This window comes from Type-E symbiont of Plautia stali (assembly GCF_059731115.1).
The window spans coordinates 1970587-1996901 of the sequence record NZ_AP035906.1 but is presented as its reverse complement, the minus strand read 5'-3'; the positions used below and the strand labels follow the sequence as shown (position 1 = coordinate 1996901).

The following is a 26315-nucleotide window of genomic DNA, read 5'->3' as shown; positions in this document are numbered from 1 at the left end:
GGAGCGACTTCAGTGAGTCATCTCTAACCATCCGCCAGGAGTGAACCACAGATGCGGAACCTGGTCGCCACTCAGATGCCGCATTTGTGATCTGGTTAACCAAAATGGCTTGCGAGGTTGACATCAGACGTTAAAGAGCCGAATTTTAGGCTCTGAGAGCGCAATCCACGCCATAAGCGGTGCGCTAACCGATTAATAGGTCAACCAATATAAGAATTGTCCTGGGTTTCATTTTCAGGACCTAAAAGAGGTAACAACATGAAGCAGACCTGGCGCTGGTATGGCCCAAATGATCCCGTTTCTCTTGCCGATGCACGACAGGCTGGCGCGACCGGCATCGTCACCGCCCTGCACCACATCCCTAACGGCGAAGTGTGGTCGGTGGACGAAATTATGCAGCGCAAAGCCATCGTGGAAGCCGCTGGGCTGGTGTGGTCAGTGGTGGAAAGCGTGCCGATTCACGAAGAGATAAAAACCGGCAGCGGTGAGTGTCAGAAGTGGATCCGTCATTACCAGCAGTCTCTGCGAAATCTGGCGCAGTGCGGTATTAAAACCGTCTGCTACAACTTTATGCCGATTCTCGACTGGACGCGCACAGACCTTGAATATCTGTTACCCGATGGCGCGAAAGCGCTGCGTTTCGATCAGATCGAATTTGCCGTATTTGAGCTGCACATTTTGCAACGTCCCGGTGCGGAGAAGGATTACAGCGCCACGGAAATAGCGCAGGCAGCTGAGCGTTTCGCCAACATGAGCGAAGCACATAAAACCCGCCTGACGCGCAATATCATCGCTGGTTTACCGGGTGCAGAAGAAGGTTACACGCTGGACCAGTTCCGTGCTCAATTAGCCCGTTATGACGGCATCGGCAAAGCTGAGTTACGTGAAAACTTCGCCACCTTCCTGCGCGCGATTATTCCAGTGGCGGAAGAGGCGGGTGTTCGGATGGCAGTGCATCCGGATGATCCCCCGCGTCCGATTCTGGGTTTACCACGCATCGTCTCTAACGCAGAAGATTTGCAGTGGATGATCGATACCGTACCCAGCCCGGCGAATGGCTTCACCATGTGCACCGGCTCTTACGGCGTGTTGGCAGATAACGATCTCGCCGGCATGGTGAAACGTTTTGGCCCACGCATTTACTTCGCACACCTGCGGTCAACCAAACGCGAAGAGAACCCGAACACCTTCCACGAGGCAGCGCATTTAGGCGGCGATGTTGACATGTTCGCCGTCATTAAGGCGATTGCTGAAGAAGAACATCGTCGTAAAGCGGCCGGTCAGGAGGATTTGATTCCGATGCGCCCGGATCATGGTCACCAGATGCTCGACGACTTGAGAAAGAAAACCAACCCCGGCTATTCGGCGATTGGTCGTCTGAAAGGGTTGGCGGAAATTCGCGGTGTGGAGCTGGCGATTCATCGCGCTTATTTCTGATGGCATTCGTTGCTGCCGGGTGCCATTGATGGCGCACCCGGCTAGATGGAGTTTACATGAAACCTAACCTCGCCAATGGCGAACTGAACGTGACCCGCCCCGCCTGGAACCATCAGCGGCTGGTGCCGCGTATTGTGCATATCGGCTGTGGCGCCTTTCATCGCGCGCATCAGGCGTTGTATCTGCATCACCTGCTTGAAATCAGTGACACTGACTGGGGCATCTGTGAGGTCAACCTGATGTCGGCGAGCGGCAAACTGTTGGTCGAACAACTGCGCCAGCAAGATCTGCTCTACAGCGTGACGGAAAAAGGTGCCGGGCAGAACGACGTTCACCTCGTTGCGGCCATCAAAGAAGCCTTGCATCCTGCACTGGATGGACACGACGGCATTATCGAAGCGCTGGCTCGTCCGGAAACCGCTATCGTTTCATTGACGGTGACGGAAAAAGGCTATTGCACTCAGGGTGCCAACGGTGAATTGGATGCGGATAATGCACTTATTCAACACGATGTTGCGCACCCTGGCACGCCGAAATCCGCCATTGGTTTTATTGTCGAAGCATTACGTGTGCGTCGTGAGCGTGGTTTAGGGCCGTTTACTGTGCTCTCCTGCGACAACCTGCGTGATAACGGCCATGTCGCGCGCGCCGCTGTGATAGGCCTGGCGCGGTTGCACGATGCGGCACTGGCGCATTGGATTGATGAGAACGTTACCTTCCCCAGCAGCATGGTTGACCGCATCGTTCCCGCAGTGACCGACGAAACACATCAGGAGATTCGCGACTTGCTGGGCGTACCCGATCCCTGCGGCGTGGCCTGTGAGCCGTTTCGCCAATGGGTGATCGAAGATAACTTTGTCAACGGCCGTCCTGACTGGGATCGCGTGGGCGCGCAGTTTGTGGCAGACGTTGCCCCTTTTGAAATGATGAAACTGCGTATGCTCAACGGCAGTCACTCATTTCTTGCCTACCTCGGGTATTTGGGTGGCTGTGAAACCATCGCTGACACAATGCAACTCCCGGCCTATCGCCAGGCGGCATTGGCATTGATGATGCAGGAACAGGCACCTACGCTCTCAATGCCAGAGGGTATCGATCTGCAGGCCTATGCTAATCAGTTGATCGAACGTTTTAGCAACCCTTCCCTGCGCCACCGGACGCAACAGATTGCGATGGATGGCAGTCAGAAGCTGCCACAGCGCTGGCTCGATTCCGTGCGCTATCACCTGAAGCACGGCAGTGACTATCGCCACTTGATGCTGGGAATTGCCGGCTGGATGCGTTACGTGCTTGGGCAGGATGAGCGTGGTGAGCCTTATGATGTGGTTGACCCATTACTTGCCACGTTGCACGACATCAACCAGCACACGCCAGAAGGCGATGCGCGCGTTAGCGCCCTGCTTGCCGTGAGAACCATTTTTGGAGACGATTTGCCCGCCAATCCGCGCTTCGTCAGCCATCTTCAACAGGTGTACGCGCAGCTTTGCCAGCATGGTGCCCGCGCCGCCGTTGCATCCCTGAATCAGGAGCCGAAATGAAGCACTTTATGGATGACGATTTCCTGCTGCAAAGCGACGTTGCGCGTCGTTTGTACCATGACTATGCGGCTGACATGCCGATTTATGACTACCACTGCCACCTCAATCCGCAAGAGATCGCCGAGGATCGTCAGTTCGCCAACCTCGGACAAATTTGGCTGGAAGGTGACCATTACAAATGGCGCGCCTTGCGTGCTGCGGGCGTGGATGAATCGCTGATCACCGGTAAATCTACGAGCGATTACGATAAATACCTCGCGTGGGCCCACACCGTGCCCAAAACGCTGGGCAATCCGCTCTACCACTGGACTCATCTGGAGCTGCGTCGCCCGTTCGGCATCACCAATACGTTATTTGGGCCGGACACCGCACAACGCATATGGGACGAATGCGCCGAGAAACTGGCAACCCCGGCATTTTCTGCACGCGGCATTATGCGTCAAATGAATGTACGTATGGTTGGCACCACCGATGATCCGGTTGATTCGCTGCAATATCATCGTCAGATTGCTGAAGACAGCAGCTTTGATATTGATGTCGCCCCAAGCTGGCGCCCTGATAAGGTGTTCAAGATTGAGCTTGAAGGCTTTGTTGAATACCTGGGACGGCTTGAGGCAGCAGCGGATGTGGCGATCACCGACTTTGATGCGTTGCGCACCGCGCTGTTGCGCCGGTTAGATCACTTCTCTGCCCATGGCTGTCGCGCAGCGGATCACGGGATTGAAGTGCTGCGCTTTGCACCTGTTCCCGACGATAGCGTGTTGGACGCCATTCTGGCGAAACGTCGCAATGGCGACACGCTAAGCGAGCTGGAAATCGCGCAGTTTAGCAGCGCGGTGCTGGTCTGGTTGGGTTCCGAGTATGCACGACGTGATTGGGTGATGCAGTTACACATCGGTGCCATTCGCAACAACAGCACTCGCTTGTTCCGTTTGCTGGGTGCCGACAGCGGTTTTGACTCGATTGGCGATAACAATATTGCTTTGCCGCTCTCGCGCCTGCTGGATGCGATGGATGTTAACGACCAACTGCCAAAGACCATTCTGTACTGCCTCAATCCGCGTGACAACGAAGTGCTGGCGACGATGGCAGGTAACTTCCAGGGTGCGGGCATCGCCGGTAAAGTGCAGTTTGGTTCCGGCTGGTGGTTCAACGATCAGCGCGATGGCATGCTTCGCCAGTTGGAGCAACTGTCGCAAATCGGTTTGCTCAGCCAGTTTGTCGGGATGCTGACCGATTCACGCAGCTTCCTCTCTTACACACGCCACGAATACTTCCGCCGTATTCTGTGCAACCTGCTCGGTCAATGGGTGCAGGATGGCATTGTGCCGCACGATGAAGCGGTACTCGGCAACATGCTGCAGGATATCTGTTTCAATAACGCACAGCGCTACTTTACCCTCAATCCACGTTGAGAATTCCGCCCTGTGCTATAGTGCAGGGCGCCATTGATGGCAGCGTCAGTGGTCGTCAACTTCTTAATCAGCAGAAAAGAGCTCATGAAAACACAAGCATCAGCGCAGCGCCCTTATCAGGAAGTGGGGGAAATGTTGCGTAACATGATTATGCAAAAGCAGTATGCCGTGGGCGAACGCTTGCCGCCTGAGCGTGAACTGGCTGCGCTGCTGGATGTCACGCGTACGCTGGTGCGTGAAGCACTGATCATGCTGGAGCTGGAAGGCTTGATTGAAGTGCGTCGTGGTGCCGGGATCTACGTGGTAAACGACAGTCCTGCACCGCGTGCAACGGCACAAGCCGCCTGTAACGATGCCGGCCCGTTTGAGATGCTGCAGGCGCGTCAATTGCTGGAGAGTAATATCGCGGAGTTTGCCGCGTTGCAGGCCACACGTGAAGACATCATCAAGATGCGTCAGGCGCTGGAACTGGAAGAGAGAGAACTGGCATCCGGCGCCGTGAATGAGAGCGAGAACGGCGATCGTAACTTCCATTTAGCGATTGCCGAAGCGACCCATAACAGCATGCTGGTCGAGTTGTTCAAACAATCCTGGCAGTGGCGTGAAGATAATGTGATGTGGAGTCAGTTACATCGTCATCTGGTGAACACTCATTATCGTAAGCAGTGGCTCGACGATCACAAGAAGATCCTCGCCACATTGATCAAGAAAGATGCACGCGCCGCCAAGCAAGCCATGTGGCAGCATCTGGAAAATGTGAAACAGCGACTGCTGGAATTTTCAGATGTCGATGACATCGATTTTGATGGTTATCTGTTTGAATCCTGGCCGCTGGACAGTGCCAACGGCTAGAACAAGCCCTTGTTACCAAGGGCTTTCAGGCGATTACTGCGGTAATGAAGCTTTCAAACGCTGTGCTGCTACGGCCAGATTGGTTTCCGATACTGAGGCATACGAAATACGCAGCGTTGAAGTATCTGGATTATCACAGTAGAAAAACTCGCCCGGGACATACACCACACCCTTGCTCAGCGTGGTTTTCAGCCATTCGGTGGTGTTGAAAGCTTCCCTGAACGTTGCCCACAGGAACATGCCACCCAGCGGGCGATAGAAGTGTAGCTTATCCCCCAACTCCGTCTCCAGCGCTGCACATAATGCATCGCACTTCTGCTTATAGGCCGCGCGGATCAAGCGAATCTGCTCCGGCAAGCGACCGGTTTCCAGATAATGACGCGTCAGGGATTGTGACAAGGCACTGGTGTGCAGATCCGTTGCCTGCTTCAGGTTCACCACTGATGACTTCAACCAGCCCGGCATGGTGATCCAGCCAACGCGCGCGCCCGGTGCCAGGATTTTGGAGAAGGTCGAGGTATAAATCACATTCTCGCTGGCCCCCATCGCTTGCGCATGGGATTTTAATGGGCGGAATGTCTGATTGGTGAAGTTGATCTCGCTGTAGGGATCGTCTTCAAAAATCAGGAAATCATACTGCTTCGCCAGCACGACTAACTGCTGACGACGCGCATCAGATAAGGTGACGCCGCTTGGATTGCCAAAGGTCGGAACGATATACACGGCTTTGATTGGTGTCTGTTTGACTAGCTCTTCCAGCTCATCAACAATCATGCCTTCGCCGTCAGTGCCAACAGATTTGAACTGCGCTTCAGCCAACTGGAAAACCTGCAATGCGGCGAGATAAGTTGGACGTTCCACCACCACCACATCACCGGGGTTGATCAACGCGCGGGCGAGAATATCCAGTGACTGCTGGGAGCCAGAAGTGATCACCACGTCGTCTGGCGTGCAATCAATACCGCGGTCGGCTGAAATGCGGCAGATCGCTTCACGTAACAGCGGATCACCTTCACTCAAGCCATATTGAAATGCGTTGTGACCATCCTGCGACAAGGCGCGATCCATGGCGATCTGCAGGCCTTCGGTATCAAACAGGTCGGGATTTGGGATGCCACCACCCAGAGAAATCACCCCTTCCATTTTGCTGTGTTTCAATAAATCACGAATGGCAGATGAATGAATGCGTTGAACGCTTTTGGACAATTTTTGCGACGACATAAAACCTTTACCTGATTATTTTTTTCTAAGACTAAATTCATAACATAAGTTAGCTAAGCTGATAATCACATTTTCACTGTCTGGCAAAGAGAATTTAGTGCCGGAAGGTAACTACAGGCATTGAGAAAAAATCACCCGGTGAAACTAACGAAAAAAGGCGGAGGGGTGAGCTCCGCCTTGCTTCAAGTTCCGGTCAATGTGCCTGACCGGTCAGTTGCAAAAGGGCAACGATGATTTGCAGGACGACCCGGACCAGGTCCAGGAGCAATCGAACAAGTTCCATCACTTTCCTTCTCCTCTGACAGGAGCGCGCTTTTCAGCCTTCGGAGCTTTGACTCCACCCGCCGATGGCCTGAGCACAGCTGTGAGGAGTGCTGAGCGCCACTCATTGTGGAAGCCACAGGCCAGCACCACCTGAAACCTGCCGGGATTTGACAATCCGCGCCCCTGGGAGTCATCAGAAAACAATGAGACTGCGCTCGCCACTCAACACCTGTATAACCATACAGTACTTTTGCGAAACTTGAAATATTTCCCCGCACATTTTATGATTTGATTTGTGAGGAGTGCTGAGCACCCCGTTCGCAGCGCGGTTACCAGCCGGTTAGCGAACATAAAAAAAGGATTTGGCTATCAAGCCAAATCCTTTTTTATTGCCTGCAGAAATCAATTGGCAGAGCTGATACGCCAAATGGCATTACCCGCATCATCCGCGATCAGCACACCGCCCTGCTGATCTGACGCCAGTCCGACCGGTAAGCCCCGTACCTGTTTTTGGTCATCGGTGAGGAATCCGCTCACCACCGGCTGTGGCTGACCAACCGGTTTCCCGTTTTCGAATTTCACCCACACCACCTGATAGCCATTCAACGGCGTGCGGTTCCAGCTGCCGTGCTCACTGATAAATGCCCCTCCGCGATACTGCGGCATGTTATCTGCGCCATAGAACAGCAAGCCAAGCGGTGCCACGTGTGAACTGAGCGCGTAATCTGGCTTGATGGCTTTTTCTACTAAGTCAGGCCGCTGAGGCTGCGCCCGCACATCGACATGTTGGCCATAATAGCTGTATGGCCAGCCGTAAAAGCCTTTGTCCTGCACCGAGGTCATATAATCCGGCACCAGATCCGAGCCAATCTCGTCGCGTTCATTAACAATCGCCCACAGCTTGCCCGTTTGCGGCTCCCATTGCAGACCGGTGGGGTTGCGCAGCCCACTGGCATAGATACGGCTGGCACCGCTCGCCGCATCGACTTCGAGTACCGCCGCTCGACGATATTCGGCACCAATGCCATTTTCCGTAATGTTACTGTTCGATCCGACCCCGACATACAGCTTGCTGCCGTCGGGGCTGGCCAGCAGTGACTTAGTCCAGTGATGGTTAATCGGCCCGCCGGGCAGTTCAGTCACCACCACCGGCGGCGTACGAATCTCAGTTTGTCCGGTTTCATACGGGAATTTCACCAGGCTATCGGCGTTGGCAACATACAACGTATTGCCCACCAACTGCATGCCAAACGGCGCGGTCAGGTTATCGATAAATCTATGCTGCTCCCACTTGCCGTTCACATTACGCAACAGCGTAATGCGATTGCCACCGGCCCCGCCTTTGCCCGAAGCATTTTTTACGATGCCGGTAATGAGATCTTTCGGCGCGGTTGTCGGTTTCGGTGTGCCGTTGGATTCGGCCACCAGCACATCATTGTTCGGCAGCACCAGCACCTGACGTGGATGCTGTAAGTTATCAGCGATCTTTTCAATCTTCAGCCCCTCCGCCACTTTTGGCATTTCACCGGCTTTCCAGGAAATACCCTCCGGCACCTGCATCGGCGGTACAAAGAAGTTTTGCGCCTGAGGGAGTTCAGGATTGGGGCCAATCTGTTTTTGCGGATCGATAAGTGCGCCATCATCACAGGCGCTGAGAAGCATGGCGAGGGTCACAGCACTCAGAATCTGTTTCATGCGCGACCTCCTGCTGTGGTGCGTCCACGCAGCGCTAACTGCACGTTGGCGAGCAACAGCAGTGCCACCACCAGAGTCGATAGCGTTACCCCTAGCGGTACCACGGCATACGCATCACGACTGTGAATAAAGGCATTTGCGATAGCCACGACGATGGCCAGCAGTGACAGCCAGAAATGGGTCTTTTCACTGGGATAAGATCCGCGGAATAAGTAAACAAGACTGATTAATCTTGGCAGGATGGCGAGCACCAGACCGATAGCAATCAACCAACTGGCTGATTTGGTCCACATGATGACGAAGGTTTGCAGATAGATGATATCGAACAGCCAGGCCGCAACAAAAAAGCCCAGCGGTAGCGGTTCCAGCAGAGCGTAAAGCCCCACCGCAAACGCGGAACGTCCCGAGGTATACAACATTTCACTCTCCCTATTACGTTTATTATTCAGGCGACGGCTGCGTTTCGCTTCCCCGAAATCGCAGCCAACCGCCTGTAAAATATTAGTAAAGATGAAGAGTAATGCGCGCGATTACCGCAAAAAGCCTAAAGGTTATGACTTATCAGCAGGCAGCGTCACCCAGTAGCCCGGCTGATAAGGCAGTGGCAGAAACTTCTCATGGAACTCACGGAAGGTGGCGTCAGGATCGAGATCTTTGAACAGATCCGGATGCAGCCACTTGGCCATCGCCTGAATCGCGACAAACTGATATGGGCTATCGTAGAACTGGTGCCAGATGGCGTGTGCATTGCCGTTGTGGGCAACCGGCAAGGTTTTAAACGCATCGCGCATCATCAGCAATTTCAGACGTGCCGTGGCTTCTTTGGTGTCTGCGCCAGGGCCAACGCCCACCCATTTGCCCACGGTGTTGTAGTTCTTCCAGTTGGCACCGGTCACTACCACCACATCCGGACGGCTGGCAATGATTTGCTCTGGATTTAGCGTACCGAAGGTGCCAGGGATCAGATCTTTAGCGATATTGCTCCCGCCGGAGATTTCGACCATCTGACCAAAGTTCTCATTACCAAACGACATACAGCATTCATCGGTGTAGCCGCCTGCACGGTCAATCATCACTTTAGGACGTGTACCGCTGAATTTTTTCAGGCGATCGGTCACCTTTTCGATCTGCGCGCGGCGGAAAGCCACAATCTCTTCAGCACGCTGCGGGTTGTTGACCAGTTCGCCCATGATGCGGATGCTTTTCTCGGCGTGCTCCATCGGCTTCTCGCGGAAGTCGATAAACACCACCGGAACGCCAACCGCCTGCAACTTCTCAATCAACTTGCCTTCATCCGTCGCCGCTTTGGATTCCAGATTCATCAGCACCAGATCCGGTTTTAACGTCAGGGCTTGCTCAACGTTGAAGGTGCCGTCTTTTGCGCCACCGAAGGTCGGCAGCTTTTTAATTTCCGGATACTTTTTCTCATAAGCCATATAACCGTCATAGTCGGCCTTATGGAAATCATCACGCCAGCCCACTACGCGATGGAAAGGTGCGGCGGTATCGAATGCCGCCAGCAGATACATCTGACGCCCTTCACCCAGAATGATACGTTTGGATTCTTCTTTGACTTCAACCTGACGCCCTGCGATGTCAGTGATGATTTTTGCCGAAGCAGAACCCGTTACAGCCAGTAACCCCAGTGCTAACAGCCATTTTTTCATTATGTCTACCCATACAAATGATAATGATTATTATTAAAATTTCGCGGCGTCACTATTACCTGGCAGAGGCGAAATGAAAAGCCCCTGAGACACATTTTTTTACATCCCCTTGCCGTTTTTCTTACTGTGTAGCCGCTCACAAAACGACCTTCTTTCGTGAAAGTGCTCACAGCACCCCATGCAACTGCCCAGGTAATGACCTTCTCTTCCCGCACTTCACCTAATGCGTAAACAAATTGTGAACGCTAAATTACGAATTGAAACGCTGTTTTATTTTTAATTTAACGCTCGCCCTGAGCATGTAAATCCTGTCTGGAGGTCTTACCGTGAAGATCAGCGCCATTGATGTCACTCTCTTTACCTACCCTACGCGCCGCGTATCAGATAGCGCGGGCCACTCGCACCCTGGTGCAGAAACCGATGCGCAAATGGCGCTGCTCACGCTGACCAGCGAAGACGGCGATTGCGGATATGCTTTCGCACCAGCCGAAGTCATACGGCCGCATGTGGTCAACGCCTTCTTCCGTAAGGTGCTGATCGGGCAAAACGCCTTTGATCGTGAACGCTTGTGGCAGGATTTGGTGCACTGGCAGCGTGGCAGCGCGCACCAACTCACTGAGCGCGCACTCTCCGCTGTCGAACAGGCGATGTGGGATCTCATTGGCCGCAAACTCAAGCAACCGGTGCACAAACTGCTGGGCGGCTATCGTGAAAAAATTCCCGCCTACGGCAGCACCATGTGTGGCGACGAACTGGAAGGCGGCCTCTCAACGCCGGATGAGTATGCACAGTTTGCTGAAAAGCTGGTGGCGCGTGGTTATAAGGCGATCAAGTTACATACCTGGATGCCGCCGGTCTCCTTTGCACCCAGCACCACGATGGACATCAAGGCCTGCGCGGCGGTGCGTGAAGCGGTGGGCCCGGATATCGCCCTGATGCTGGATGGCTACCACTGGTATAGCCGCAGTGAGGCGCTCACCATCGGCAAAGCGCTGGAAAAGCTTAACTTCGTCTGGTTTGAAGAGCCGATGGAAGAGGAGAGTATGGCCTCTTACGCCTGGCTGGCGGAGAACCTCAGCATTGACGTACTCGGCCCGGAAAGCCTCGGCGGCAAACACCACAGTCGCGCTGATTGGGTGCGTGCAGGTGCCTGTGACATCCTGCGTGCCGGAGCCAACGGCGTCGGCGGAATTTCTGCCACCATGAAAGTGGCCAGCCTGGCAGAAGCCTTCGGCATGGATTGTGAAGTCCATGGCAATGGCGCGGCCAGCATTGCGGTGGTGGGTGCGATTCGTAACTGCCGCTGGTATGAACGGGGGTTGTTGCACCCTTTCCTCGATTATGAACAGCCAGCGGCCTATCTCAACAGTCTGGTCGATCCGATGGACGATCAGGGCTTTGTGCACCTGCCTACCCGGCCTGGACTCGGGGAGGACATTAATTTCAGCTGGATTGAAACCCATACGCTCAATCGCTGGTAAGCGTCGAACACAAGCAGTACGGCAAACAACTACAAACCTCTGACCTGCTGGACTTTGCTTATGAACATCTCTCGTTATTGCAGAGCGTGGTGCGCCGCGCTGCTGCTGCTCACGGGTAGCCCGTCGCTGCTGGCCGCCACGCCAGACGACCAGCTGATCGTGGGCATGAACATGAACAACCTGTTGACGCTTGACCCCGCCGCGATGACCGGCAATGAAGTGGTAGGCATTGTGGTCAATCTCTATGATGGGCTCGTCGAGTTAGATCCGCGCCAGCTCACCCACGTGCGCCCTGCTCTGGCGGAACGCTGGGAGATCAGCGCCGATCATCGCCAACTCACTTTCCATCTGCGCGACGGCGTGCATTTCCATTCCGGTAATCCGCTCACCAGCGAAGACGTGATTTGGTCGATGCGCCGGGTGTTGCACCTTAATCTGGCGCAAGCCTCCGTGTGGAAATCCTACGGCTTCACTAAAGACAACGTGGATCAGATGATCACTGCACCGGATGCCCGCACGGTGGTGATCCAGCTGCCTAAGCCTAACGATCCGCAACTGGTGATCTACTCCCTGGCAGCACTCGGCAGCATGGTGGTGCTGGACAGTAAAACTGTACAGGCCAACGCGGTGAACGATGACTGGGGCAACCGCTGGTTGACCACGCACGAAGCCGGTTCCGGCCCGTTCCATCTTGATGTCTGGCAGGCCAAAGATGTATTGCGCATGAGCAGGGATGAAAATTACTGGCGTGGCACTCCCAGGTTAACCCGCGTGGTTTTCCGCCATTTGCAAGAGTCACAAACCCTGCGCTTGATGATGGAGAAAGGCGATATCGACATTGCCAGTAACATGGCGATCCCCGATGTGCAGGCGCTGCGCCACGATCCGGATCTCACCATTGATGCGGTGCAGAAAGGCACCCTTTACTACCTGGCGATGAGCATGAAGGATGACCATTTCGCCAATCCGCAGGTGCGCGAAGCCGTGCGCTACTTAGTCGATTATCAGGGCATCAATAAAACCCTGATGGCCGGTTATGGCACCTTGCATCAGCGTCCAATCCAGTCTGGTATGCCTGAAACACTGCCCGATCCCGGTTATCGCCTCGATGTGCCGCGAGCCAAAGCGTTGCTGGCCGCAGCGGGCTACCCTAATGGCTTCGACACCACCTTGCGTGTGCTGGCTGATCAGCCGTTCCTCAATATCGCCATCGCCATTCAATCCACGCTGATGCAGGCAGGCATTCGCGCCAAAATCATCACCGGCACTGGCAACCAGATTTACGGTGCGATGCGTGAACGTCAGTTCAATCTGCTGGTGGGCCGTGGCGGCAGTGGTGTGGAGCCGCATCCGCACTCCAGCCTGCGTTCGCTGGTGTATAACCCCAACAATGCTGACAGCGCCCGACTCACCAACTTCCAGGGCTGGCGCACCGGCTTCTACGATGCTCAGCTTAATCAGATGATCGATAAGGCGCTGCTGGAACGAGACAGCACCAAACAGCAGCAGGATTACGTCGCCATCCAACAGCGCTATGACCAGCTTATCCCCGCACTGATGCCGATTTCGCAGATGACCGATTCCGTGGTAGTGAATAATCGCGTGCAGGATTACGTGCCGCATCCTTCTGCCACCACCTTCCTGCGTGATGTATGGAAAACGCCAGACAGCCTGGCCGGAGGTGTCCAATGACCTTAACCAAACGTCACTGGCGGCGGGTGCGTAGCCGCGCATTGCAGGTCGCCATCACGCTGTTCGGTCTGTTGCTGCTGACCTTCTTTATTGGCCGCGTGATGCCGCTCGACCCGGTACTGGCCATTGTCGGGCCAGACGCCGACCACGCCACTTACCAGCAGGTTTATCACCAGTTAGGCTTTGATAAACCGCTGTGGATGCAGTTCTGGATCTACCTGCAAGGCTTGCTGCACGGCAACCTGGGCCTGGCGCTGCTCACCGGGCAGCCGGTGATCAACGATATCCTGCGTGTGTTCCCGGCCACCCTGGAACTCGCCACGCTGGCGATTGTACTTGGCACCGGACTCGGCGTACCGCTGGGCGTCTGGGCTGCGGCACGCCGCAACAGCCTGGTGGATTATCTGGTGCGCATTATCAGTCTGGCCGGTTACTCCACGCCAATCTTCTGGGTTGGCATGATCGGTTTACTGCTGTTCTACGCGCATTTGGGTTGGGTTGGCGGTGCCGGTCGGGTTGATTTCAGTCTGGATGGCATTGTGCCGCGCCGCACTGGCCTGCTGCTGGTGGATGCGCTGCTGGCGGGCAATATCACGGTGTTTAACAACGCGCTCAATCATCTGATCCTGCCCGCTTCGCTGTTGGGTTTCCACTCGCTAGCCTACATCAGCCGCATGACGCGCAGCTTTATGCTGGCGCAGCTGTCACAAGAGTTCATCCTGACCGCGCGGGTGAAAGGACTGACCGAGTGGCAAGTGATTTGGCAACACGCTTTCCGCAATATTCTGGTGCAACTGCTGACGGTGGTGGCGCTGGCATATGGATCCCTGCTTGAAGGGGCAGTGTTGATTGAAACCGTGTTCTCATGGCCCGGCTTTGGCTCTTATCTCACGGGCAGTTTGATGCTCGGCGATATGAATGCGGTGATGGGTTGCGTATTGGTGGTCGGCCTGATTTTCGTGCTGCTTAACCTGCTCTCTGACCTGCTTTATCAGGTATTCGATCCGAGGACCAAAGTATGACTGCCTCTCTCGATCTGCTTCATGCCAGCAGCACGCGCGAACGTGTGGCGCGCTATCGTCGTACGCTTTCGCGAATCGGCCATTTCCTGTGGCAAATGGCTTGTAACCCTCTCACGGCCATCGGCGGCGGCATCATTTTACTGTTGCTGATCGTGGCGCTGTTTGCGCCGTGGATCGCCCCCTACCACCCCTTGATTCAGGATTTGAATAACGCACTCACGCCGCCGAACGCGCAGCACTGGTTTGGCACCGATGAGTTTGGACGCGACATCTTCAGCCGCTTAGTGTGGGGCGCGCGCATTACCTTGTATATCGTCATGCTGGTGTCGATCACCGTCGGGCCATTAGGCCTGCTGTTGGGCGTCACCGCCGGCTACTTTGGCGGCAAAGTGGACAGCGTATTAATGCGCGTCACCGATATCTTCATCTCATTCCCGAGCCTGGTGCTGGCGCTGGCGTTTGTCGCGGCACTGGGCCCCGGCCTGGAACATGTGGTGATGGCGATTACCCTCACCGCCTGGCCGCCGATTGCCCGTCTGGCGCGAGCAGAAGCGCTGTCGCTGCGTCAGGCGGACTTTGTCTCTGCCGTGCGCCTGCAAGGTGCCTCGTCTCTGCGTATTTTGTGGAAGCACATTGTGCCGCTGTGTCTGCCTTCGGTGATTATCCGCATCACCATGAATATGGCGGGCATCATTTTGACCGCGGCAGGTCTGGGTTTCCTCGGTTTAGGCGCGCAGCCACCCGACCCGGAATGGGGCGCGATGATCGCCAGTGGCCGCACGTATATGCTGGAGTGCTGGTGGGTGGTCACCGTGCCGGGGTTAGCGATTCTGATCAACAGTCTGGCGTTTAACTTCTTAGGAGATGGCTTACGTGACATCCTCGATCCTCGCAGCGAATAGCGCTGCTCCCCTGCTCGACGTGCAGGATCTTCAGGTTAATTTCGTTAACGGACGCCAGATTACCCCAGCAGTGCGCGGCATCTCTTTTCAGTTGGGCAAGGAGAAGCTGGCGATTGTCGGTGAATCGGGCTCGGGCAAATCCACGGTGGGCCGCGCGCTGTTGCAACTGCATCCGCGCAGCGCGCAAGTCACCGCCCAGCGCATGCAGTTTGCTGATGTCGATCTGCTGCGGGCTTCCCCTGCACAGATGCGTGCCGTGCGCGGCAAGCGTATTTCGATGATCATGCAGGACCCCAAATACTCGCTGAATCCGGTTGTGCGTGTTGGCGAGCAAATTGCCGAAGCCTGGCGCAGCCATCATCCGGGGCAGCGTGACATTGCACGTCAGCGAGCAATGGAGATGCTCGAAGTGGTGCAGATTCGCGATCCCCAGCGCGTTTATCAGTGTTATCCGCATGAGATTTCAGGCGGTCAGGGACAGCGCGTGATGATCGCCATGATGCTGATTACCGACCCGGAACTGCTGATCGCCGATGAACCGACCTCAGCGCTGGATGTTTCCGTGCGCTTGCAGGTATTGACGCTGCTGGATGGACTGGTGCAACAGCGCGGACTGGGTCTGATCTTCATCAGTCATGACCTCAATCTGGTGCGGCGCTTTTGCGATCGGGTGTTAGTGATGTATGCCGGACGCGTAGTCGAGTCGCTGGCCGCCGATCAACTCGATCACGCCCAGCATCCTTACACCCAGGGATTACTGGCCGCGCTGCCGGATATGGATGCGCGCCGTTCTCGGTTGCCAGTGCTACAGCGCCAGGCCAGCTGGTTACAACCTTAAGGAGAGAGCATGAGCGAGATGATCCGTATAAGTCACCTTAACCTGAGCTTCGGCGACGATGAACAGCGCAATCAGGTGCTGTATGACGTTAATTTGTCGGTGCGTGAAGGGGAAATTTTTGGCCTGGTCGGCGAGTCCGGATCGGGGAAAACCACGGTGCTGAAATGCCTTGCCGGGCTGTTTACCCATTCGGATGGTGAGCTAGCGATTGCCGGAGAAAAACTGGAGCATCGCATTGCCCGCGCACGCTGCCGCGAGGTGCAGATGGTGTTCCAGGATCCTTATGGCTCGTTGCATCCGCGCCATACTATTGGCGACATTCTTGAAGAGCCGCTGCATATTCACGGTATCGGACAACGTTCCCAGCGCGTGATGACCATGCTGGAAAAAGTGGGCTTGAACCGCGCCTGGCAAACTCGTTATCCGCATCAGCTTTCGGGCGGTCAGCGTCAGCGTGTGGCGATTGCACGTGCGTTAATCCTCGAACCGCGCGTGCTGTTACTGGATGAGCCGACCTCGGCGCTGGATGTTTCGGTACAGGCGGAGATCCTGAACCTGTTGAGTGATTTACAGCAGCAGGAGAATCTCACTTATTTAATGGTGACACACGATCTCGGTGTGGTGGCGCATCTGTGCCATCGGGTTGCCGTCATGCAGCACGGGAAAATGCTGGAGACGCTGGATGTCGATGCATTGGTGGGGAATCGCGCGCAGGTGGCGTATACACAGATGTTGGTGGAGTCGAGTCGGGCTTAAACGGTACGGGTTGCCATTAACGGGGATGGCGCTGAGGTGAGTTCTGGTCAGGTGCGCAAGGGTGCGCACCTGATTTGAGTAGCAAGATCCGCTTAACAGCAGCGCATTACAGCAATTCACGCACGTATCGCACGATATCCTGATTCTGTCCGTGTTCGAACAGGCACTCCTGCAAACGCGCCCCGCTCACTGCGGTTTTTACCAACTCAGGGTCCAGCGCGCGCAGTGAATCGAGGTAATTGTCTTTCATCAGCGCGGCTTTGACTTCATTGAGAATGCCCGCATTGCGCACCTGCGGCTCTTTGCGCTCTGGCGGATAGCCCAGGCCTTTCTCGCCGGTGAAGGCTTTCTCGAAGATAAAGCGCAGATTTAGCTCGGCACCCCAGCCAAAACCTTTGGCGAACGGCAGCGAAAGCGCATTGCCATTATTAATTTGGGCAAACAGATAGGCATCAGCAGGATCGATACAGTAGCCACACACCACGCCAGGATGCAGGTTGAGCGATACCAAGGCGCCCTGTCCGGTGCCACAACCGGCGACCACAAAGTCCACCGCTTTGCTGTTCAGCAGCACGCTGGCCATGATGCCGAGGTGAATATAAGTCAGATGGTGATCCTGCTCGTCGCTCATGCCGACGTTAAATACCTGATGGCCGAGCGGTTGCGCGACGTTTTGCAGTTCTTTCCATACGGTTGCGTTCTTAGCGGCCTGGCTATTTTCCATCATCAAAGCGATTTTCATGATCCATCCTCAAATTAAATTGAAACACTGTTTCATTTTAATCAAGATGCGCTAAAATGCAGCCCTGAAATGTCCCTTTTGGTGTGAGTTACTTCACACATTAATGAAGTCACTGGTGAGGAGAACCCATGTTTATTTATAAAAGCGCAACCACTCAGGAAGACCTCGGTAACGGCGTGAAGAGGCGAGTCATGGCCCACGGGGGACGGATGATGGCAGTCGAAGTGACCTTTGAGAAGGATGCGGTTGGACCGTTGCATCATCATCCACATGAACAACTGACCTACGTGTTGTCGGGCCGTTTCGCTTTTACGATTGATGGGCTTACGCAGGAGGTCGGCGCTGGAGATACGTTGTATAAAGCGCCCAATGTGGTGCACGGCTGCGTTTGTCTGGAAGCGGGTACCCTGCTCGATACCTTTACACCGCAGCGTGAGGATTTTCTCGGAGCGCGGTAGATAGCGGATACACATGCAGTTGCATCTCTGGATAGTGCATGAGTTCCTGCTGGATTACCGCTTGTCTGTTAAACGACCAGCGTGAACGCAGTCTGGGGCCCCTTTGGGGCTGGCGGTCCTCGCACCGCTAACGCGGTGCCTTCACGTCATTCGTTTGCCTTAGCACGAAAAAAGCTGCCACTCCGAGAAGTGACAGCCTGGCTAAGCAGTAATCCTATCTGTCAGTCAATACGCTGTTTAGCGCGATCTGACATTCACTTACGCGCTAGCTAAATTTTTCCGCCCACCAGAGCCGCAATTTCAGTCCCCAACTGCTGCTCCAGCCGGTGGTGGTGCTCACCACTTTGCCCTGCTGCAATACGATAAAGGTCGGTGTCACGCTGATGTCCCAGCGTTGACTCACTGCACCGTTCTCATCGTTCACCGCCGGACCGCGCAGACCTTTCTTCTCCAGCCAGGTCGCGACACGCGGGTCATCACCCGATCGCAGCGCCACAGTCACCACCTGCGTACCGTTCTGGCTCAGTGCAGCCACCGTTGGCGTGGTAAGTTTGCACACCCCACACCAGGTGGCCCACACATACACCAGCACCGGCTTGTCCTGGCTTAATGTGGCCAGATTGACTTCGCCTTGCAGCGTCGTTAGCGGCTTTTGTGCCAGATCGGCTGGCAGCTGCGGCGCGCGCAGCCAATCCATGCCCCAGATTATCGCCGCGGCGATCAGCACCAGCACTGCTGCTTCACGCAGCCAGCGCTTGAGACGCATCATGGCTTCGCCTGCAACGCGCCTTTCACTGCCGCTTCCAGTTGCGCATAAGGCACCGCGCCGCTGATCAGCTCATTGCCCACCAGCGTAGCAGGCGTGCCCTGAACACCTAACTGCTGCGCCAGCGTCAGATTCTCATTGATGGTGTCGAGGCTGGCTTTGCTGGGTTCTTTCAGCTTGATACCGGTTTTATCCAGCGCCGCGGCAATGCTCGCTTCGTCGTGGTTGCCCTTTTTCGCCATCAACCGCTCGTGGAGTTTCAGGAAGTTTTTAGGTTGCTGTTCCCAAACCGTCAATGCCAGACGCGCGGATGTCAAGGAGGTTTCGGCACGATACGGCAGCGGTTTTAATACGACCGCCACCTGTGGATAGGTTTTCAGCAGCTTCTCAATATCCGCATCGAATTTCTTACAGAACACGCAGTTGTAGTCAGTGAAGTACACCAGCGTCAGCGCGGGTTTTTCAGCGCCGATGCGTGGTGAACCCGCATCGTTGAACAAGGCATCGTGGTTTTTCTTCACCATCTGCGCGACAACGCTCTGCTGCTGTTTCGCCGCTTCTTTATCAAAGGCATCCGCTGCTTCGGCCAGAATCGCCGGATTCTGCACCAGCGTTTCTCGAATCAGCTGTTTGATGCGTGCCTCTTGTTCAGGTGTAAAGGGTGCCGCCGCCAGCGCAGGCAGAGTCAGAAACATCAGGGACAGTAACAGGGATTTTTTCATCATTTTTTGGCCTCAGAGAGAGTAGAAATCACCGCTTCACGACTCAGCAACGGTGACAAAATGTGGCCATGCGGCAGTGCCGGGCCATAAATTTGGTTAAAAGGGATGGCGACACGGTCGCGTTTACGCAGGAATTCACCGATCGCCGGATCGGGCTGGGTCCAGTCACCGCGCAGCAGCACCACATCGTCGGCTTTCAGCGCGGCGCGCACGTCAGGTTGATTCAGCACGCGGGATTTATTCACCTTGCAGGTAATGCACCAGTCGGCGGTGACATCGACAAACACGCGCTTATCTTGCTCCAGCGCCTGATTGATTGCCGCTTCGGTCAGCGGCTGCCAGTAGAGCGTTTCCTCCTCTGGCTCAATGCGCGTCATCAGGAATACCGCCCCCACCAACGTCAGAGTGATAAATACCACACCGGCTTGTTGCAGCGCCCGACGCTGAATTAACCAGCCACAGAGCACCAGCAGCAATACGCCACCCACTACCGTGGCAACGGTGCTACCCCAATGCGGGATCAACAGCGTGACCAGCCAGAAGGTGGCGAGCAGCATTAACAGACCAAGCAGAGTACGCAGATGAATCATCCAGCGCCCCGGACGCGGCAGACAGCGCGCCAAACCTGGCAATGCCGCCACTAGCAGCCATGGCAGGCTCATGCCAATACCCAATGCAGCAAACAGCAGCCACAGCTGCGGCAAGGGTGCGGTAAGCGCATAGGCCACTGCGGTTCCGAGAAACGGCGCGCTGCATGGCGTCGCCAGTAACGTAGCAAAAGCCCCCTGACCAAAATGCCCCAGCAGCCCGCTACCGCCCTGCGTTGCCAGTCGAGTATTAAGGCCTGAAGGTAAACGGAAATGCAGTAAATCGAACAGACTGGCGGTGAACAGGAACATCACCAGTACCATCAATAGCAGGAAACCACTGCTCTGGAACTGGATGCCCCAGCCCAGCGCCTGCCCGCTTAGCCGCAGGCCGGTCATCAACGCCGCGAGCAGCAGGAACGAAAACAGGATCCCAGCGCTGGAGGCAAGAAACTGCTGCCTGGTCTGACGCCGCGATTGGCCTTGTTGCTGCACCAGACCGCTGAGTTTTATGGCCAGCACCGGCAGCACACATGGCATCAGATTGAGGATCAATCCGCCCAACAGCGCCAGCAATATCACCGACCATAGGGTCTGTGATGTGCTGTCGGAGACAAGGGGCTGAGCGCCGATGATCACCGAACTTTGCTGGGCAATACCCGCGTCAACAACCACCAGCGACAAGGTTTTACCGCGCAAATCGGGTGCTGCTTCGCCCCACTCATCGGTGATCGCGACCCGAGCGCTGAGTATGTCGCCCTTCACCGTGATCTGCGGTGCAGCCAGCATGCTCCCTTGTGGATAGTCGAAGAACAGCTCAGGTTTAGTCCATCCACCCTGACGCTGAGCGCGGATTTGCAGTTCGCTATTGACGTTGCTGACGTCCAGTTGATCGGTCAAACCGCTTTCAGCGGGGATCTGCCCCATCGCCCGGGCGTAATCGCGGGCAAAATCGGGGTCAGCCTGCTGGTCGAGATCCAGCGTGAAAGGGAAATCGGTCAGAATGCAGACATCGCTACAGGTCGACAGCGTGAGCGTGCCGGCGAGGTGTTTATTTGACACCTTCGCCAACGCTATCGGCAGCGTGATATCGCCTTTATAGCCTTGGGTGGTGAGTCCGCTCACGTCAAAACGAGCAGGTGCTGGCCAATACCACGTGGCATTGACATCGGGGGTTTGCCAGCGAATTTCAGGGGCCACGCCGCCTTCCCCCGGCGACCGCCAGTAGGTTTTCCAACCCTTTTCCAGGCGGATATCCAGCATTGTTTGCGCATCAGCGCCATCATTTGCGCTGCGTAAGCGCACTTCTGCATTGCTGTTTTGTGCATTACGCAGCCAGCCTGTGTCGGCAGCGTGCACAATACTCGTGCAACTGACCAACAGGAGCAGCAGGCTCCTGATAAAGAGATTCATGAATTTTTCTCCGGTGAATAACAAGGTTTACGCGATGGACAGCGTGGTGTTATTCCCGGAAGACACAGAAGGTCAGATGCCGCCGCTGTATCGGCGGAAAGAGGGGTTCGCGACGATAGGCGCTAACCGCATTAGAAGTGCATAGCGTGGTAAACAGAGCCACGACCATCAATAAAAACGGCATGACGCTGTCAATAATCGGGGCAGCCGCGTGCAGTGATTTTCCGCTGATGGAGCAGAGTTTTTCGCCACCGAACGTTTCATGATCGCTGAACGACGAGGCGCTGATCTGCGCCTGAGGGGCACTTGGCAGATTAAAGCTACGCTGGGCGAGACAGAACGCCAGCACCAGACAAAGCAGTGCCAGAATCCATTTTGCGCGTTGTGCTGATTTGGTCATGCCATCGCCCCAGAGTAAAGTGCGGGCATTTTATTCACTTGCAGCAGAAACACCAAGCTTTGCTGTGTAAACTTTTGTCTTGGTGTTTTGCATATCGATAGCGTAGCAGCGCAATACTTTCTGGCAGCTTGATTGCTGTCAGAAGGCGCGATAAATCTCGCCGCTACGGTTTTGTGCTTACCATCAATGGTTAAACAATATCATCCACCACACCGCCATCGACGCGCAATGCCGCGCCGGAGGTAGCTGATGCCTGTTGTGAACAGACGTATACCACCATATTGGCAACTTCATCGACCGTTGCCGCGCGCTGAATCACCGAGCTCGGCCGCTGTGCCATCACAAACTCTTTTGCCAGCACCTCTAACGATTTTCCGGTACGTTTTACCTCGTCTTCCATCATCGCGGCAAAGCCATCGGAGATCGTAGGGCCAGGCAGCACACTGTTTACCGTCACGCCGCTCCCTGCCGCGACTTTCGCCAGCCCACGCGCCAGGGAGAGTTGCGCGGTTTTGGTCACACCGTAATGCACCATATCCGCGGGGATATTGCGCGCCGATTCAGAAGAGATAAACACCACACGCCCCCAACCGCGTTTCACCATCTCCGGCAACAAAGCGCGAGACAGACGTACGCCCGACATCACATTGGTCTGCCAGTACGCTTCCCAGGTTTCATCATCGGTGGCGTAAAAGTCCTGCGGACCATAAATCCCCGCATTGTTGACCAGAATATCGATGGGAGGTAACCCGTTAAGCAACTGCTTCACGCCTTGCGCGCTACCCAGATCGGCAATAAAAGTATGAATTTTGGCCCCCGCCACCAATCCATTCAGCTTCTCACGCGCACGGCTTACCGAGGCTTCACTGCGCCCGTTAAGCACCACTTCGGCCCCACTCTCAGCCAATCCCTGAGCGATGGCGAAGCCAATGCCGCCCGTTGAGGCAGTGACTAATGCGGTTTTACCGTGCAAATCAATTTTCATACAGATCTCCTTGATGGATGCGCAATATCATGCAGAACATCCATCAAGCCTGGTTGAGCATATGAAATATGCCTTATCAAATCATGCGGTTATTATCACGATCCGGGATGACCATAAGCGTTTGCGGCCCGTTTTCTTCCCCGCCAAATCGTCCACAGCGCCACCGTCAGCAGTAATAAAAGTGCCGGGGCAAAACCGCTGACGCCGACGCTATGCAATAACGTACCCCCGAGGATTCCGCCGCCGGCAATCGCCAGATTCCAAACCGTGACCAGCATCGATTGCGCAACATCCACCGCATTACCGGCATGCTCCACCATCGCGGTTTGGAACAGTGTGGCCGCTCCGCCAAACGCCAATCCCCACAACATGACCGCTAACCCGATTGCCATTGCCGAGGTGGAAAACAGTTGCAGCAGCAGCGCGGCAGCCATAAACAACAGAATGCTGATCAACAATATCGGCTGTAAGTAGCGGTCCACCCACCAGCCTGTGATAACAATGCTGATCAGCGAACTGATACCAAACATCAGCAATATCGCGTCAGCGCAGGGGGCCAGCCCGGCAGGTTGTAAAAATGGCACGATAAAGGTGTAGAGGATGTTGTGCGCCAGCACTACACAGAGCACCAGCATCAGCACTCTGGCCACACCGGGTAGTATTAACACCTGGCGCAAAGGCAAACGCTGCTGCGCCGGGTCTGCTGGCTGCTGTGGCGCAGTCAGCCGCAATATCAGCATCAGCAGCAGCGATAAACCACTCAGTGCGGCAAAACTCAGGCGCCAGCCAATTACGTTGCCCACCAGGGTTCCCAGCGGCACGCCAAACGCCAGCGCCAGGGGCGTGCCGGCCATCGCCATGGCGATGGCTTTGCCCTTCTGCTCAGGCGGTACCATGGCGGCGGCGTAACCCGCCAATAGCGCCCACAGCAGACCCGCTGCCATACCGGCCAGAATCCGAGCCACTAGCATCAATGAATAGTGGCTCACTAGCGCGGTTGCCGCGTTGGCGGCGGTGAATCCTGCCAGCGCAAAGAGCAGCAGGCGACGTCGTGGTATGCCCTGCAACAAGGCCATCAGCGGTATGGCAGCCAGGAGGGAACCTATCGCAAAAGTCGACACACTCTGGCCCGCAGCAGCCACTGATACCTGTAAATCTTGAGCCATGGGTACCAGTAATCCGGCGGGCAAGGCTTCGGTAACGATGGTGACAAACGCCGCCAGACTGAGTGTGAACAGAGGCACTAACGGTAAACGTGCGCTCATTCGGCCCCCTGTAATGCCTGGTAAACAGCATCGCGCAGGTCATTAACAAATTGTCCGGACATGCCTTCATAAAGCGTGTTGGTAAAGGCCACCACACTCAAAGCCTGTTGTGGATCGACAAACCATGCGTGACCGTAAGCGCCACCCCAGCGCCAGGTGCCAATAGATTCAGGTGAGTCTGCCAGCAGCGGAGCGCGCAATACCGAGAAGCCCAGTCCAAACCCGACCCCGGGCATATCCGGCAAGACGTGCTCGCTGACTTGATCCCGGGCCATCTCTGCAATCCACTCTGGCGACAGTAGAGTACCGCCTCCGCTGCGCAGCATTTCCAGCAGCGTCATGAGATCACTGACCGTTCCGACCATGCCTGCGCCGCCAGACGGAAACGCCTGTGGATCGTATACACGAGCAGGGCTATACGGGATCCCCACCGTCCCTTCAAACGGGGCAACCACCTCTCCTTCGCTCAGGATATGTGGACGCGGCGTGTCGCTGACATAAGCGGTTGCAACAGATTGGTCGGCTGACAGTGAGAAGCCCGTCTGTTTCATCCCCAGTAACCCGGTGACCAGAGAACGTATGGCCTCAGGCAATCGCTGCTGCTGGACCTGTTCAATGATCGCCCCCACAACATCCATAGCCAGTGAATAGCACCACGCTGTTCCCGGAGTGAACAGCAAGGGAACCGTACTCAGTCTCTGAAGGTTCTCCTGCAGGGATAATGGGGTCGCATCCATACCGTCCGAGACCCCTGCCCGCGCATAGGGTCCATCGGGTGTGGCTTCAAGGAAGCGATAGCTAAGACCGGCGCTGTGGCTTAGTAGTTGACGCAACGTGATCAGCGCCCGGCTGCCGTCAGGCTGCAGCGGTTTAAACGTTGGCAGCCAGCGCGTGATATCGCTATCCAGTGACAGCCTTCCCGCTGCGACCAGCATCACCGCCGCAGTACTGACTATTGGCTTGCTGACGGAGGCGAGGCGAAAACGCTCACCCACGCTCATCAGTCGTTGGCTTTCGCGATCGGCATAGCCCGCTGCCTGATGGAACAGGGTTTCGCCATCGCGCTTCACCATGACCTCCATCCCCACCAGACGCTGTTCATCCAGTGCCGTTTGCATCACCTGCTTAAGGATCTTTTGCATCGTTCTCGCTCCTGAGTCATAAGTCCGATTAAGGTAGCCACTTCCCGATTACGGAAAAAGTAGGGTACATTTCATGACTCACAGGACATTTTTGTCCTGAATAAGGGGTCAAGATGGACAGCCTCAATGGATTTATGGTGTTCGTTCAGGTGGCGGAAACACGCAGTTTTGTGGCGGCGGGACGACATCTGGGGGTTACGGCGTCGGCGGTCGGGAAGAGTATCGCCCGTCTGGAGGACCGGTTGGGTGTAAGGCTGTTTCACCGCAGCACGCGTAGCATCACCCTCACCGCTGAAGGCACGCTGTTTCTGGAGCATAGCAGGCGTATTCTTGCCGAGATAGAAGCAGCCGAAAGCGAATTATCGCAGGCCGCACAGCGTCCGACCGGGCGATTAAAACTCAGCCTGCCAATCGTTAGCTCACTGATTTTGCCGGCGCTGGGTGATTTTATGGCGGCCTATCCTGATATTCAGCTGGATCTCGATTTTAGCGATCGCCTGGTGGATGTGATTGCCGAAGGCTATGACGCGGTCATGCGTGGCGGCCCGCCGACGGATTCTCGTCTTTCGGCGCGCAAGTTGGGTTATGCCTGCTCGCTTGCCGTCGCGTCACCCGATTACCTGGCGCGTCACGGCACGCCGCAGATGCCGGAAGATTTGCAACATCATGCCTGCCTGCATTATCGCTTCAACACCACCGGCAAGCTGGAACGCTGGGTACTACGCGGTTATGAAGATGAACATGAGCTGGCTTTGCCTTGCAGCATGGTGTGCAACAACATCGATACGCGAGTCTGTTTTGCGAAGCGAGGTTTAGGGATTGCTATGCTGCCTGATTTCTCAGTGCGGGAAGCCCTCGCGCAAGGCACACTGGTCGAAATCCTTAGCGATTACGCCTGTCACCGCAATGTGTTTCATCTGCTGTGGCCCGCCAGTAAACATCCTTCACCCAAAGTCCGCGCGTTAATTGATTTTCTCAGCACGCGCGTCTTTTCGCCGGGTTAACGGTTGTATTTGCTTGCACTTCCCTGCACACGATCCTTTTAGCACGTTCCA

Annotated in this window: 24 protein-coding genes; 12 read left to right on the top strand and 12 right to left on the bottom strand. The window is 55.5% G+C overall.

The features are described from left to right. Window positions 1-258: 258 nt before the first annotated feature. The 4 genes from uxuA (at window position 259) to uxuR (ending at window position 5242) form a co-directional block, all read left to right on the top strand. Window positions 259-1437 (top strand): mannonate dehydratase, encoded by a 1179-nt coding sequence (uxuA, locus tag AC6I8L_RS09185; RefSeq protein ID WP_058959958.1) that lies wholly within the window; start codon window positions 259-261, stop codon window positions 1435-1437. 56 nt (window positions 1438-1493) lie between these two features. Beyond that, window positions 1494-2975: a fructuronate reductase gene (locus tag AC6I8L_RS09180; RefSeq protein WP_058959959.1), complete on the top strand. Its 1482-nt coding sequence runs from the start codon at window positions 1494-1496 to the stop codon at window positions 2973-2975. Next, on the top strand, window positions 2972-4390 hold the full coding sequence (gene uxaC, locus AC6I8L_RS09175) for a glucuronate isomerase (RefSeq protein WP_058959960.1): 1419 nt from the start codon (window positions 2972-2974) through the stop codon (window positions 4388-4390). The genes AC6I8L_RS09180 and uxaC overlap by 4 nt, the downstream gene beginning before the upstream one ends. Window positions 4391-4474: 84 nt before the next feature. Further along, window positions 4475-5242, top strand: coding sequence for a Uxu operon transcriptional regulator (gene uxuR, locus AC6I8L_RS09170; RefSeq protein ID WP_058960025.1), 768 nt, complete (start codon window positions 4475-4477; stop codon window positions 5240-5242). 33 nt (window positions 5243-5275) lie between these two features. Here the strand turns inward: uxuR and AC6I8L_RS09165 are convergent, their stop codons facing one another. The 4 genes from AC6I8L_RS09165 to AC6I8L_RS09150 form a co-directional block, all read right to left on the bottom strand. Further along, on the bottom strand, window positions 5276-6463 hold the full coding sequence (locus AC6I8L_RS09165; RefSeq protein WP_058959961.1) for an aminotransferase-like domain-containing protein: 1188 nt from the start codon (window positions 6461-6463) through the stop codon (window positions 5276-5278). A 666-nt stretch (window positions 6464-7129) separates the two neighbouring features. After that, on the bottom strand, window positions 7130-8422 hold the full coding sequence (locus AC6I8L_RS09160) for a PQQ-dependent sugar dehydrogenase (RefSeq protein WP_058959962.1): 1293 nt from the start codon (window positions 8420-8422) through the stop codon (window positions 7130-7132). Beyond that, complete coding sequence (locus AC6I8L_RS09155; protein WP_058959963.1) at window positions 8419-8841, bottom strand: DUF2231 domain-containing protein; 423 nt, start codon at window positions 8839-8841, stop codon at window positions 8419-8421. Before AC6I8L_RS09155 ends, AC6I8L_RS09160 begins: the two co-directional genes overlap by 4 nt. A gap of 132 nt (window positions 8842-8973) precedes the next feature. Continuing rightward, window positions 8974-10089, bottom strand: a complete 1116-nt coding sequence (locus AC6I8L_RS09150) for an ABC transporter substrate-binding protein (protein ID WP_058959964.1) — start codon at window positions 10087-10089, stop codon at window positions 8974-8976. Window positions 10090-10415: 326 nt separating this feature from the next. On the opposite strand from AC6I8L_RS09150, the gene AC6I8L_RS09145 reads away from it, so the two are divergent. From AC6I8L_RS09145 to AC6I8L_RS09120, 6 genes are read left to right on the top strand one after another with little or no spacing between them, the layout of a single operon-like run. After that, window positions 10416-11570 carry a mandelate racemase family protein gene (locus AC6I8L_RS09145; protein WP_058959965.1) on the top strand — a complete coding sequence of 385 codons (1155 nt, stop codon included), beginning with the start codon at window positions 10416-10418 and terminating at the stop codon, window positions 11568-11570. Between the two features lie 60 nt (window positions 11571-11630). Further along, on the top strand, window positions 11631-13262 hold the full coding sequence (locus AC6I8L_RS09140; RefSeq protein WP_058959966.1) for an ABC transporter substrate-binding protein: 1632 nt from the start codon (window positions 11631-11633) through the stop codon (window positions 13260-13262). Further along, window positions 13259-14284, top strand: a complete 1026-nt coding sequence (locus tag AC6I8L_RS09135; RefSeq protein WP_034827253.1) for an ABC transporter permease — start codon at window positions 13259-13261, stop codon at window positions 14282-14284. Before AC6I8L_RS09140 ends, AC6I8L_RS09135 begins: the two co-directional genes overlap by 4 nt. Continuing rightward, complete coding sequence (locus AC6I8L_RS09130) at window positions 14281-15186, top strand: ABC transporter permease (RefSeq protein ID WP_058959967.1); 906 nt, start codon at window positions 14281-14283, stop codon at window positions 15184-15186. The genes AC6I8L_RS09135 and AC6I8L_RS09130 overlap by 4 nt, the downstream gene beginning before the upstream one ends. Beyond that, window positions 15158-16024 carry an ABC transporter ATP-binding protein gene (locus AC6I8L_RS09125; protein WP_058960026.1) on the top strand — a complete coding sequence of 289 codons (867 nt, stop codon included), beginning with the start codon at window positions 15158-15160 and terminating at the stop codon, window positions 16022-16024. The genes AC6I8L_RS09130 and AC6I8L_RS09125 overlap by 29 nt, the downstream gene beginning before the upstream one ends. Window positions 16025-16042: 18 nt before the next feature. Continuing rightward, window positions 16043-16780, top strand: coding sequence for an ABC transporter ATP-binding protein (locus AC6I8L_RS09120; protein WP_058960027.1), 738 nt, complete (start codon window positions 16043-16045; stop codon window positions 16778-16780). Window positions 16781-16886: 106 nt separating this feature from the next. Here AC6I8L_RS09120 and AC6I8L_RS09115 read toward each other — a convergent pair whose 3' ends face one another. Next, complete coding sequence (locus AC6I8L_RS09115) at window positions 16887-17522, bottom strand: RpiB/LacA/LacB family sugar-phosphate isomerase (protein ID WP_058959968.1); 636 nt, start codon at window positions 17520-17522, stop codon at window positions 16887-16889. Window positions 17523-17650: 128 nt separating this feature from the next. Between AC6I8L_RS09115 and AC6I8L_RS09110 the strand changes: the two genes are divergently transcribed. Next, on the top strand, window positions 17651-17980 hold the full coding sequence (locus AC6I8L_RS09110) for a cupin domain-containing protein (protein ID WP_034827258.1): 330 nt from the start codon (window positions 17651-17653) through the stop codon (window positions 17978-17980). 265 nt (window positions 17981-18245) lie between these two features. Here AC6I8L_RS09110 and AC6I8L_RS09105 read toward each other — a convergent pair whose 3' ends face one another. The 7 genes from AC6I8L_RS09105 to AC6I8L_RS09075 all read right to left on the bottom strand — a co-directional run bounded on the left by AC6I8L_RS09105 (window position 18246) and on the right by AC6I8L_RS09075 (window position 25260). Then, window positions 18246-18749, bottom strand: coding sequence for a protein disulfide oxidoreductase (locus tag AC6I8L_RS09105; protein ID WP_058959969.1), 504 nt, complete (start codon window positions 18747-18749; stop codon window positions 18246-18248). Next, entirely contained in the window at window positions 18746-19468 is a 723-nt protein-coding gene (locus tag AC6I8L_RS09100) for a DsbA family protein (RefSeq protein WP_045814387.1), read from the bottom strand. Before AC6I8L_RS09100 ends, AC6I8L_RS09105 begins: the two co-directional genes overlap by 4 nt. Further along, entirely contained in the window at window positions 19468-21468 is a 2001-nt protein-coding gene (locus AC6I8L_RS09095) for a protein-disulfide reductase DsbD family protein (protein WP_058959970.1), read from the bottom strand. Before AC6I8L_RS09095 ends, AC6I8L_RS09100 begins: the two co-directional genes overlap by 1 nt. A 49-nt stretch (window positions 21469-21517) precedes the next feature. Then, window positions 21518-21868 (bottom strand): hypothetical protein, encoded by a 351-nt coding sequence (locus AC6I8L_RS09090; protein WP_058959971.1) that lies wholly within the window; start codon window positions 21866-21868, stop codon window positions 21518-21520. Window positions 21869-22058: 190 nt separating this feature from the next. Beyond that, complete coding sequence (locus AC6I8L_RS09085; protein WP_034827267.1) at window positions 22059-22853, bottom strand: SDR family NAD(P)-dependent oxidoreductase; 795 nt, start codon at window positions 22851-22853, stop codon at window positions 22059-22061. A gap of 95 nt (window positions 22854-22948) precedes the next feature. Next, window positions 22949-24118: an MFS transporter gene (locus tag AC6I8L_RS09080; protein WP_058959972.1), complete on the bottom strand. Its 1170-nt coding sequence runs from the start codon at window positions 24116-24118 to the stop codon at window positions 22949-22951. After that, the gene (locus AC6I8L_RS09075) at window positions 24115-25260 is read right to left on the bottom strand and encodes a serine hydrolase domain-containing protein (protein WP_058959973.1); all 1146 of its coding nucleotides are present in this window, start codon (window positions 25258-25260) and stop codon (window positions 24115-24117) included. The genes AC6I8L_RS09080 and AC6I8L_RS09075 overlap by 4 nt, the downstream gene beginning before the upstream one ends. 113 nt (window positions 25261-25373) lie before the next feature. Here AC6I8L_RS09075 and AC6I8L_RS09070 point away from each other — a divergent pair, with 113 nt between their 5' ends. Then, a complete protein-coding gene (locus tag AC6I8L_RS09070) occupies window positions 25374-26264 on the top strand; it encodes a LysR family transcriptional regulator (RefSeq protein WP_058959974.1) in 891 nt (296 codons plus the stop codon). The last annotated feature ends 51 nt before the right edge of the window (window positions 26265-26315 follow it).

Bases quoted from the DNA above. Each gene is read 5' to 3' on its own strand.
- uxuA (WP_058959958.1), top strand. From the start codon at position 259: ATGAAGCAGACCTGGCGCTGGTATGGCCCAAATGATCCCGTTTCTCTT.
- AC6I8L_RS09180 (WP_058959959.1), top strand. From the start codon at position 1,494: ATGAAACCTAACCTCGCCAATGGCGAACTGAACGTGACCCGCCCCGCC.
- uxaC (WP_058959960.1), top strand. From the start codon at position 2,972: ATGAAGCACTTTATGGATGACGATTTCCTGCTGCAAAGCGACGTTGCG.
- uxuR (WP_058960025.1), top strand. From the start codon at position 4,475: ATGAAAACACAAGCATCAGCGCAGCGCCCTTATCAGGAAGTGGGGGAA.
- AC6I8L_RS09165 (WP_058959961.1), bottom strand. From the start codon at position 6,463: ATGTCGTCGCAAAAATTGTCCAAAAGCGTTCAACGCATTCATTCATCT.
- AC6I8L_RS09160 (WP_058959962.1), bottom strand. From the start codon at position 8,422: ATGAAACAGATTCTGAGTGCTGTGACCCTCGCCATGCTTCTCAGCGCC.
- AC6I8L_RS09155 (WP_058959963.1), bottom strand. From the start codon at position 8,841: ATGTTGTATACCTCGGGACGTTCCGCGTTTGCGGTGGGGCTTTACGCT.
- AC6I8L_RS09150 (WP_058959964.1), bottom strand. From the start codon at position 10,089: ATGAAAAAATGGCTGTTAGCACTGGGGTTACTGGCTGTAACGGGTTCT.
- AC6I8L_RS09140 (WP_058959966.1), top strand. From the start codon at position 11,631: ATGAACATCTCTCGTTATTGCAGAGCGTGGTGCGCCGCGCTGCTGCTG.
- AC6I8L_RS09135 (WP_034827253.1), top strand. From the start codon at position 13,259: ATGACCTTAACCAAACGTCACTGGCGGCGGGTGCGTAGCCGCGCATTG.
- AC6I8L_RS09130 (WP_058959967.1), top strand. From the start codon at position 14,281: ATGACTGCCTCTCTCGATCTGCTTCATGCCAGCAGCACGCGCGAACGT.
- AC6I8L_RS09120 (WP_058960027.1), top strand. From the start codon at position 16,043: ATGATCCGTATAAGTCACCTTAACCTGAGCTTCGGCGACGATGAACAG.
- AC6I8L_RS09115 (WP_058959968.1), bottom strand. From the start codon at position 17,522: ATGAAAATCGCTTTGATGATGGAAAATAGCCAGGCCGCTAAGAACGCA.
- AC6I8L_RS09110 (WP_034827258.1), top strand. From the start codon at position 17,651: ATGTTTATTTATAAAAGCGCAACCACTCAGGAAGACCTCGGTAACGGC.
- AC6I8L_RS09105 (WP_058959969.1), bottom strand. From the start codon at position 18,749: ATGATGCGTCTCAAGCGCTGGCTGCGTGAAGCAGCAGTGCTGGTGCTG.
- AC6I8L_RS09100 (WP_045814387.1), bottom strand. From the start codon at position 19,468: ATGAAAAAATCCCTGTTACTGTCCCTGATGTTTCTGACTCTGCCTGCG.
- AC6I8L_RS09095 (WP_058959970.1), bottom strand. From the start codon at position 21,468: ATGAATCTCTTTATCAGGAGCCTGCTGCTCCTGTTGGTCAGTTGCACG.
- AC6I8L_RS09090 (WP_058959971.1), bottom strand. From the start codon at position 21,868: ATGACCAAATCAGCACAACGCGCAAAATGGATTCTGGCACTGCTTTGT.
- AC6I8L_RS09085 (WP_034827267.1), bottom strand. From the start codon at position 22,853: ATGAAAATTGATTTGCACGGTAAAACCGCATTAGTCACTGCCTCAACG.
- AC6I8L_RS09080 (WP_058959972.1), bottom strand. From the start codon at position 24,118: ATGAGCGCACGTTTACCGTTAGTGCCTCTGTTCACACTCAGTCTGGCG.
- AC6I8L_RS09075 (WP_058959973.1), bottom strand. From the start codon at position 25,260: ATGCAAAAGATCCTTAAGCAGGTGATGCAAACGGCACTGGATGAACAG.
- AC6I8L_RS09070 (WP_058959974.1), top strand. From the start codon at position 25,374: ATGGACAGCCTCAATGGATTTATGGTGTTCGTTCAGGTGGCGGAAACA.